The following is a 9,559-nucleotide window of genomic DNA, read 5'->3' on the forward strand; positions in this document are numbered from 1 at the left end:
CCCCGATGGAGACATTTACTACCTCCGCCACGCTCCAGACCCAGAAGCCAAACCCATCGTTCTGCTCCATTGCCCAGTGTTCTGAATCCATTCCAACTTTGATCGCACACTCTTTTCCAACTTTGTTTGCTACACGACATCGGTTATGCCGACCGTTGCTTCGTGCAGATGTTGAACTACGCTGCGATTCCCGATCCGGTGAACCCGAAGTTCCCCGACAAGCACGGCCCGCAGATCGATACCGAATGGTGGTTCAGTCGCGAAGGGTTGAAATGGAGCCGTCCGTTTCGCGATCTCGACGCCACGCCCGACGGCGTGCGGATCATTTCCCACAACCCAATGATCATCGGCGGGAAATTGTTGTTCAATTTCGGCAACCGGCTTTTCGGTTTGCCGGAAGACAGAATTACCTACGCCGCGGCGCGCGCGAACGCGGAATTCTCCACCGTCGAGTTCACGGCCCCGGCCAGACCGCTGACGCTCAATGCAGCGATTCCATCGCCCGACCGGCTTCACGCGACGAACCAATGTTATGTGATGGTGGCCGCGCTCGATGAACAAGGCAGCGTGGTCGCAGGTTTTGAGCGCGAGCGCTGCATCCTGCGGAATGTGGATGCGATGGATCTGCCGCTCCATTGGGGCGACAAAGACACACAATCGCTTGCGGGAAAAAAGCTCCGGCTGCGGTTCTTTCTCCGCGCAGCGAGAATTTATTCGGTGCGCGAAGCGGCGCGCTAACCCGTGCTGCCCAATTCGCGGCTGAAGAACTCAGCGCCTGGATCGTTTCACCTTCATTGACAGGATGCTCGTGCCGCGCGTCACGATTCCGCTGCCGCCCGTGATCACCCTTCGCACCGGCAGCCCGGTTTGCGGGTCCACCTTCAAGGGCGGGTCGGACATTCTTTGCTCCACCTCAAACTGTCGTGGTCGCGCGTTCGGGTCCACAGGAATTGTTTCGTAAACGTAGGTAGCCATAACGTTGAAAAAGTCTTGCCGGGAACATAATCCAAAGGCTGAGCATTGTGAACCCCAACATGGTTGACACGATTCAGGCCGTGCTTACAGTGACGCGCATGAACCCGCTCTTGCGCTTCCTAACGCTATTTTCCTTAAGGGCCTCGGTTGCCTTCGCGGCGGCGCAACCGGCCACTCTGCCCGCCGAAAAGGCCGGGAAGCTGCCTGATTACCCGCGCGTGAATCTCGCCCCGTGGTACGAAGTGGACCCGTCGTGGCCGCAACGTCCGGCGAACATGCCGTGGAACGATGTGCCGGGCATCGCGGTGGATGGTCACGACCAGGTCTGGATTTTCACGCGTGCAAATCCGCCGGTGCAGGTGTTCACGGCGGACGGCAAATTCGTGCGCGCCTGGGGCGAGGGCATTGTCGGCAGCGCGCATCACATCAAGATTGATCGCGACGGCAACGTGTGGCTCGCCGATGTCGGCCTGCACGTCGTCCGCAAATGCACACCCGAAGGTAAAGTGTTGCTGACCATCGGCACGCCCGGGAAGAAGGGTGAAGGGCCGGACCTGTTAAATATGCCGACGGACATGGCCATCGCGCCCAACGGCGATGTGTTTGTCTCCGACGGTTATGGCAACAGCCGCGTGGCGCACTTCGACCGCAACGGGAAATTCATCAAGGCGTGGGGAAGCCTTGGCACCGGCCCGGCGAACTTCAGCATTGCACACGCGATCGCGCTGGATTCGCGCGGCCGGCTCTATGTCGCCGACCGCAACAACGTGCGGGTGCAGGTGTATGACCAGCGCGGCCGGCTGCTGGATTCGTGGCATGACGTCATTGTACCGTGGGGCTTCTGGATGACGGCCCGCGACGAAATCTGGGTGTGCGGTTCGTCACCGATGCCGTGGCGCAAGGACGCGAAATATCCCACCGCGCCGCTGGGCTGTCCGCCCAAGGACCAGGTTTTCATGAAGTTCAACACGGCGGGAAAACTTCTGCAGCTCTGGTCGGTGTCCAAAGCCGAGGACGGCAAGGAGCAGCCCGGCGAATGCAACTGGGTGCACTGCCTCGCGCTCGATTCCCACGGCAACCTTTACGCCGGCGACATCATCGGCAAACACGCCCAGAAATTCGTCCGGAAGAATTGAATCAGCCTGCGCGCGCCTTCGGCTTGACGCGCGCTTCTGCCCACTGCTGGACGCTGCACGCCTATTTGACCAGAGTGAAGACCACCGCGTGCGCCAACTCGCTGCCGCCGGAACTGACGGTGAGCGAGGTTTGATGGCCGCCGGACACCGCTCCTTTGGACGCGGACATCGTGACCGTCACATTGGCTGACCCGCCCGCACCAACGGAAACGGACGAAGGGCTGATTGAATAGGCGACGCCACCCACACCCGCGCCCACGGCAAGATCAAACGTAGCCGGACCGCCACTGAGATTGTTCAACGCAACATTATTTGTTTGCGTCTGACCCGATCCAGAAGGCACGCCGCCGAAGCTGACGCTCACCGGGTCGAGCGCGACCTTCGCATTCACGGCGGAAAGAAGATTCTCGCGTCCCGCGCCAGTGATGTTGAAATCCGTTTCTGTCGCGCCGCTGCTGGATTTTTTCAGCACGCCGCGATCCGCCGTGTTGACAATCGCCGACCGGACCTGCGCCGCCGTCCAACCTGGATGGAACCCGCGCACGACCGCCGACGAACCGGCCAGATGGGGCGTCGCCATTGACGTGCCCTGGAAGAATGCCCAGCACGGATCGCCATTACAGTTCGCCACGGGGATTGAACTCAGCACATTCACTCCGGGCGCGACGACGTCCGGCTTGACCCGGAAATCGACATCGGTCGGCCCCTGGCTGCTGAAGCCGGCCATGAAATCCGGGTTCGCCGTCAGGAAGTACGCCAGCGCGGCACCAATTGTGGTGGAGTCACCGTTCGAGCCAACCAAGGCCAGGCCATCACTGCGACCGAGCATGTAAGCGGGAATCGTCGGCTGGTTCGGTGTCCCGTCCTGCCCCATCGCGATCGGATCGCCCGCGACGTTGTTGACAATCAGAGCGGCCACGGCGCCGGCATCCTGGGCGTTGCGGATCTTTGTCGAAAAGGTGCAGCTGCCGCGCGAGATGAGCGCGATCTTGCCGCTGAGACTGCCCGCAGGAAATGCCGAACAGCCGAGAGTGAGATTGCCGCCTTCCAACACAACCGCCAGCGGCGCCGTCAAATCATTCGTAACAGTCGTAAAGTCACCCGCCGCGGCTCCGTACGAATTTCCACCCACGGTGACCGGTGTGGCGATGTAATGCGGCACGCTGCTGGCGCCAGCGGTGAGGGCGCGCGCCGCAGAGCCGGGAGACTCGACGGTGAAGTGGCCCGGCCCGCTGTTCCCCGCCGCCACAGCCACGACCATGTTGGCCTGATCGAGATCATCAACGGCATCCGTGAGCAGATCCTGGAATCCAAGATTTCCAGAATGTGGTGTGCCGCCCAAACTCATGTTGGCAATGTCAAATCCATCTGCATAAGCGGCCTCAAGCGCGTTGAGGATGTCTTCGGAGCGCGCGTTCCCGACGTTGCCGGGGAAAACGTTGTAATTGCCGAGCAACGCGCGCGGGGCGACGCCCGACACGCCGTAGGGAATCGCCACGCCATTGACCACTGCCGGGGTGTTGTAGTTGCAGCCCACGGTGCCCGCAACGTGCGTGCCGTGATCTTGAATCGCTTCCGCGGTGAGACCCTGGTTGGCGGCCTTGTTGTTGAAGACTTTTGCGGTGATGACCTTGTTGTTGGTGAATCGTCGGTCGCCCAATTGAGTTTTAGTTGGATACCCCGCGTCACTGAAGCAGGGATGCCGGATGTCAATGCCCGTGTCCACGATGGCCACCTTGACTTCCGCACCCGCGTTGGCCGGACCGCCGCCCACCTGCCACGCCTGGATCGCGTGAATGAGGCCGAGATCAGGATCGTCCGCATTCGGATAGTAAACCCCTTGGTATTGGACTCGCTGCGCCTGCGGTGCTTTGCCAAGTGTTTCAAGCGTCACACCGTTCAGTTCGACGGCAACTGCGTTCAGCGAAATATCAAATTCGCCGGTCACCTTGGCCTTGGGAGCGTTGGCTTGCAGCCATTTCTTGAAATCGTTCCGTAGCGCGGAGAGTTTGGCGCGATAAGACTTGACCGATGTGCTGCTGAAATCGATTTTCTTTCCTTGCGGCGGCTTGGTTTTGACGTAGGTGCTCAACGGGTCGCCCTTGAGTTGAACGATGGCGCTGCCAGTATCGACACTGGCGCGGTTCTGGGTCGTCGTGTCCGACTGCGCGCGCGCACCGGCGGCGAGTCCAATCGAAAGGGCTAAAGCCAGGATTGTTTTCATGGGGTTCCTTGTGTGGTTGTGACGGATGTTATTATCTTGTCCAACACTTCAACTCCCCTTTGCTGCACTGGGGGAAAGCGTTAGAAATTAAAATCCCTCTACCGGAAACAAGCCTGTCCTGTCAAGTTGGAAAGCAGGAGCACACCGAACGTGGGGACTGGTGCGCTCGCAGAAGAAGGAGAAGCGACGGAGATTGAATCCCTTGCGTGTTAGGAATTCCCGGCAATGCTGACGCGTTGCGGCGCAGCACGTTCAGCGGAGTCGCCAGACAATGCGCGCCTTGTCCAAGTCGTAGGGTGACATCTCCATCTTGACGCGATCGCCAACCGTGAGGCGGACCCAGCGTTTGCGCATTTTTCCGCAGATGGTGGCGAGCACCAGGTGTTTGTTGTCGAGCTCCACACGGAACATCGTGCCAGGGAGGACGGTCTGGACGCGACCTTCCAATTCGATATGGTCTTCTTTCATAGAGTTGTTTGGCTCTGACACCGGTTGGCGGCCAACGGCTGCATCCCATTAACCGGTAAACCGGGACACGGCCAGATAAAAAAATCGAGGCCCGGTAAATCCGGGCCCCGACCCTATGCAAAACGAAAGCTTAGTAGCGATTCCGCCCGCCGCCGTATTCGCGACGCCCGCCGCCACCACCACCCCCCGTGCGCTCTTCGCGGGGCTTGGCGACGTTGACCGTAAGGTTGCGCCCGTCCAAGGCCTTGCCGTTCAAGCCGTCGATGGCTTTCTGGGCCTCCTCAGCGGTGCTCATGGTGATGAAGCCAAACCCGCGCGGACGGCCGGTGGTCCGGTCCATCATCAGGTTGGTTTCGATGACCGTGCCGTGCGCGGCGAACGCGTCCTGCAGGTCGTTTTCGGTGACGTTGAAGGAAAGATTTCCCACAAACAATTTATTACTCATATGATGCTTTTACTGTCCTAGACTAAACTTTGCTTTCTCCAGACTGTTCCCGAACATCGGGTTTAAAATCATCACTGAACTGAGTTCACCTGAAGATTTACCATGCCTTGAAAATGACAAGCTATCTAACAGACGCCCCAAGGATGGCCTTTTCTGACCGGATAGCAACAAGTATTATCAACTATCTTTTGAGCGCGCAGCCGGGCTGTTGGCCTGATGATCCGACCGGATCACCCGATTGGATATGAAATCCACTGTGCAAAGGCCAAACTGCGCTGGCGCCACTCTCAAGGCTCAAAAACGCGGACGCGATAGAACTTATTGCTAGAGGGAGAGAGGAAATCTTCCACCACAGCCGTGCGATTGGAGATCGAAAAAACAGGTGCGTTGCCGGCCACGTCCAACGCCGACCACGAATTGCCGTCAAAGAAATTCGTCGTGCCCTGAACTTCAAATCCGCGATCGGCAATCTGCGGGAAAATGATCTGCGCCGAACCGTTACTGAGCGCGATGGAAATTGTCCAGGCGTCGAAGGAATTCGTCGGGTCCGTGCGAGTCAGGAATTCGAGATAATTCTTCGCATGGTCCGCGTCGGGGTCGGCATCGGGGTCGGCGCTGGGCGCGTTAGTGGCACCAAAATTCGCGATCTGCCAGTCTTGAAAACTTTGATAGCCCGGCAGATCATTCGTGATCCACGCGCTGACAAGCCCGATGGCCTGTGTATCCAGCACAGTTGAAGCCAACGGCGGCATCCGGAGTGTTGCCGGGGTGGATAGGCGCGTCAACATCATGGAGTCGGCGGGCGAGCCGGGCGCGAGGACGCGGTTGTTGGGGTTGCCTTCGTTGTCAAGCAACGCTCCGTTGATGAGACCAGCGTTGGCGGTGGTGGTGGTGATGCGCGCGTCCCACAGAGCCTGCGCCGAACCTCCGGGCTGATGGCATTGCGAGCAATTCGCCGCGAGGTAGGAACGAACGCGATACTCCAGGCTGACCGTGGTGTTGGTGGGCGGAGCCAGCGCCCGCAGGGTGTGGATGCCTGTCACGTTGGTGTTGAAGTATCCCGCGAGGCTCAGCGCGGCGATTTGATTCGTCGCGCCGCCAGCGTAGTCGTAATCCCGATTCAGCTGTGGCGTATTGAATCCCAGTGCGTACCCGGCTGCCGGCGTGTGACAGATCAAACACTCCTGTCGGCTGGGATAATGCCACACTTGCGTCCTCAGAACGCCGCCACCCTGGTCAATCACGAATGGTTCATCCATTCCCTCCACTGGTACCAAAGTTGCGTTGGTTAGGGAATTGCCCCAGCGGTAAGTCACGCCATAAACGCCAGTCGCATTCTTGACGATGAATCTTGTTTCAATCCGCTTTCGCGACGCCGGCACGCCGTTCGTCAGTTCCAACTCGAAATGTTTGATCCAAACTGCGCCTGTCGGAAACGACCAGTTGACGTCGCGGTTGAAGCCGATCGTGAGGTTCGTGTTCGGGACGGAAAACCAGCGGGATTTGATAGCATTGTCCGACCAAAACGGAACGTTGATGTCATACGGCACGATGCCTGGTTGCGGCGTGAGCGAAGTAAGATTCGCAAACGTCCCCGTGTCAGCCAGCGTTGGCGGTAGTGCATCGCCGCCAACCTGATTCGTCGAGTAAATCAGGCGACGGATGATACCGAGATTGTAATCAGCCATCAGCACGTCGCCGTTGCTTGGATCAATGCCGAAAGCCGTGATACCTGTTTCCGCAAAGAGCCACTGCAAGGGCGTCGCATTCGTGCCGTCGTAATGTAGCCTCCAGACATTGCCGCTCACATAGTCGGCAAAAACGTACGCCCCGGCTAGTTGCCCAATCCGATTGCCGCGATAGACAACCCCGCCCATAACAGCGAAACCTTGGTTCGTGCCACCGCCGTGGCCGTATTCCAAAATCGGGTCCGTGGGCAGAAAACCGTCCGGTGGTGTTTTCGGTCCGGCATGCAATCCCTCTCGGTAAGCCCAGCCGAAGTTGCCGCCTTTGATGATGATGTCCACTTCTTCCCACGCATCTTGGCCCACATCGGCGCAATACAAGAAACCGGTTGCAGGATCGAAGCTGAACCGCCACGGATTGCGGAGTCCAACCGCCCAGAACTCCGTGCGCACATTAGCGGGATTCACACTGGTGCCGTTGAAGCTTGTAGCGCCGACAAAAGGATTGTCCGAGGGGACCGCATAGTTCGTGGTGCTGGCCGGATGCGCGTTGGGCAGCAGGCTTCCCGCTCGTGGGGGGACATCGACATCAAGTCGCAGAATAGCCGAGAAGAAGTCTTTATCAATGCGCTGATCATTATCGTATTGTCCGTTGCCCCCGCCTTCGTCACCAAGCGAGACGTAGAGGTAGCCATCCGGCCCGAAATGCAAATCGCCAGCGTTGTGGTTGTCGTCCTGGTCAAACTGTGTGATTAGCCGAATTTCCGAACTCACATCCGCTTGATCGGGGTTGTTGCTAGACACCTGGAAACGCGACAAAATGTCGTGCAAGCCACTTCCGGCGGTCGTCGTGCTATTACCGGTGTAAAAAATGTAAAAATAGCCGTTCGTCGTGTACCCCGGATGAAACGCCATCCCAAGCAAACCGGGCTCTTCGGTCGGACGCCGAAATACTATGCTGCTCGAGATGTCCAGGAAGACGGTACGATACGGATTTGCGAGATTTGTGATGACCGCCACGCGGCCCGCTTGTTCCACTACGAACAGGCGATTGGTTTCACCCGGAGGGCTGAGGATGGCGACTGGATTGGAGAAGGTGAGATTTCCGAACGCATTGGTCGCTTGGTAACCATACACCGGCGGTGTTTGCGGCATTTGCAAGGTGGTGTTCGCTACCCGGGTCAACGGGCTGGCACCTTGGATCGATATGGCACAGCTAAAAACAACGACAAAAGAAGTCCCCAGCCGAAAATCAAGCAAATTCATTCGCACGAATTTGCTTCGTTGCCGGCTGTTTGTCAAAAAATCGGATCAATAACTTTTGTGATATTCCTGGCGCTCCAGTTGCCGCGCGAGGGATTGCACAGCGGGGGCTTGCGCAACGTCCGTGAATAGATTGTCCGTTACCGTCGTGAATTTTTTCAACTTCAAGCGCGAGGAAAATCCGAGCCGAGAGCGCGAACTTCAACACCGGCACGCAGAAGATGTCGGCGCCCGGGCCACGCTCGTGGAACACGGCTTGCTAAGATGCCGGTGTATGACGAAAGGTTATTTGATTGATATGGACGGCGTCATCTACCGGGGTTCGACAATGATCCCCGGCGCAGTTGAATTCATACAACAACTTCAACGTTCGGGAACGCCGTTTCTTTTCTTGACGAATAATTCCGAACGTTCACCGAAAGACCTCGTGGCGAAATTTAGTCATTTTGGATTAAAAGTATCGTGGAAAAACTTCTACACCGCCGCTCATTGCACGGCAGATTTTCTCGTCCGCCAACAACCAACGAGCAGCGCATTTGTCATTGGCGAAGGGGGATTGATTGTCGCCTTGCAGGAAGCCGGGATTGCGTTCGATTCGATCAAACCGGACTTCGTCGTGGTTGGCGAAGGACGCCTCTTCAACTTTGAAATCGTTGAGAAGGCGATGCGACTGCTGGCCAATGGCAGCCGACTGGTTGCCACCAACCCGGATACGTGGTGCCCGACCGATGCCGGGCCGCGCCCTGGGACCGGGGCATTGGCGGCGCTGCTCGAAAGTGCCACCGGCAAGAAAGCCTATTGCCTGGGCAAGCCCAACCCGTTCATGTTCGTGATGGCGCGCAAGCGACTTGGACTCCGAAGCAACGAAACCATCATGATCGGCGACACCATGGAGACGGACATTCGCGGCGCGGTGGAACTCGGCATCCCGGCGTATCTCGTGTTGACCGGCTCCACCAAGCGCGAAACGGTGGCTCAATATCCCTACCAACCCACCGGCATTCTTAATTCAATCGCCGACCTGCTGGATTTGGAGGAATCCGTTCTGGCACACGCAGCCGCGACGGTGTGATTTGGTCGCCTGGTCTCGGCTTCACGCGTATTCAACCAAGTCCTGCCGCGCGCACAATGGTCAAGCGAATGCGAAAGACGGCCTTGACTCTGATGTTGATGCGCTCGGCGGATCTATTTCGAGGAGGCTGAAGGGTGAATTCATGCCTCTCAGCGGACATGCATCCTCAGTTAGAAGCTATTGATGGATAAATGCTAAGTAGATTTGTCGGGACATCCGCTGCAAGACTTTTTAAGCTCGTGGGCATGAGTAAAAAAACGCAGCCCAAGCCCACGGCATCCGAGCAAATTA

8 protein-coding genes are annotated in these 9,559 nt (G+C 58.0%); 3 read left to right on the plus strand and 5 right to left on the minus strand.

Annotation, left to right across the window (positions count from 1 at the left end):
- The first annotated feature begins 126 nt into the window (after positions 1-126).
- Positions 127-738: a hypothetical protein gene (locus tag HY298_14015; protein ID MBI3851373.1), complete on the plus strand. Its 612-nt coding sequence runs from the start codon at positions 127-129 to the stop codon at positions 736-738.
- A 30-nt stretch (positions 739-768) separates the two neighbouring features.
- Here the strand turns inward: HY298_14015 and HY298_14020 are convergent, their stop codons facing one another.
- Positions 769-975, minus strand: a complete 207-nt coding sequence (locus HY298_14020) for a zinc ribbon domain-containing protein (protein ID MBI3851374.1) — start codon at positions 973-975, stop codon at positions 769-771.
- Positions 976-1,034: 59 nt separating this feature from the next.
- Between HY298_14020 and HY298_14025 the strand changes: the two genes are divergently transcribed.
- Positions 1,035-2,111: a hypothetical protein gene (locus HY298_14025; protein ID MBI3851375.1), complete on the plus strand. Its 1,077-nt coding sequence runs from the start codon at positions 1,035-1,037 to the stop codon at positions 2,109-2,111.
- A gap of 61 nt (positions 2,112-2,172) precedes the next feature.
- Here HY298_14025 and HY298_14030 read toward each other — a convergent pair whose 3' ends face one another.
- The 4 genes from HY298_14030 to HY298_14045 form a co-directional block, all read right to left on the minus strand.
- Complete coding sequence (locus tag HY298_14030) at positions 2,173-4,335, minus strand: S8 family serine peptidase (protein ID MBI3851376.1); 2,163 nt, start codon at positions 4,333-4,335, stop codon at positions 2,173-2,175.
- A gap of 252 nt (positions 4,336-4,587) precedes the next feature.
- The gene (gene infA, locus HY298_14035; protein ID MBI3851377.1) at positions 4,588-4,803 is read right to left on the minus strand and encodes a translation initiation factor IF-1; all 216 of its coding nucleotides are present in this window, start codon (positions 4,801-4,803) and stop codon (positions 4,588-4,590) included.
- Positions 4,804-4,933: 130 nt separating this feature from the next.
- On the minus strand, positions 4,934-5,248 hold the full coding sequence (locus HY298_14040; GenBank protein ID MBI3851378.1) for an RNA-binding protein: 315 nt from the start codon (positions 5,246-5,248) through the stop codon (positions 4,934-4,936).
- A 287-nt stretch (positions 5,249-5,535) separates the two neighbouring features.
- Entirely contained in the window at positions 5,536-8,088 is a 2,553-nt protein-coding gene (locus HY298_14045; protein ID MBI3851379.1) for a PQQ-dependent sugar dehydrogenase, read from the minus strand.
- Positions 8,089-8,470: 382 nt separating this feature from the next.
- Between HY298_14045 and HY298_14050 the strand changes: the two genes are divergently transcribed.
- Positions 8,471-9,268, plus strand: a complete 798-nt coding sequence (locus tag HY298_14050) for an HAD family hydrolase (GenBank protein MBI3851380.1) — start codon at positions 8,471-8,473, stop codon at positions 9,266-9,268.
- The last annotated feature ends 291 nt before the right edge of the window (positions 9,269-9,559 follow it).

The sequence above is a fragment of the Verrucomicrobiota bacterium genome (assembly GCA_016200005.1).
Classification (GTDB): domain Bacteria; phylum Verrucomicrobiota; class Verrucomicrobiia; order Limisphaerales; family PALSA-1396; genus PALSA-1396.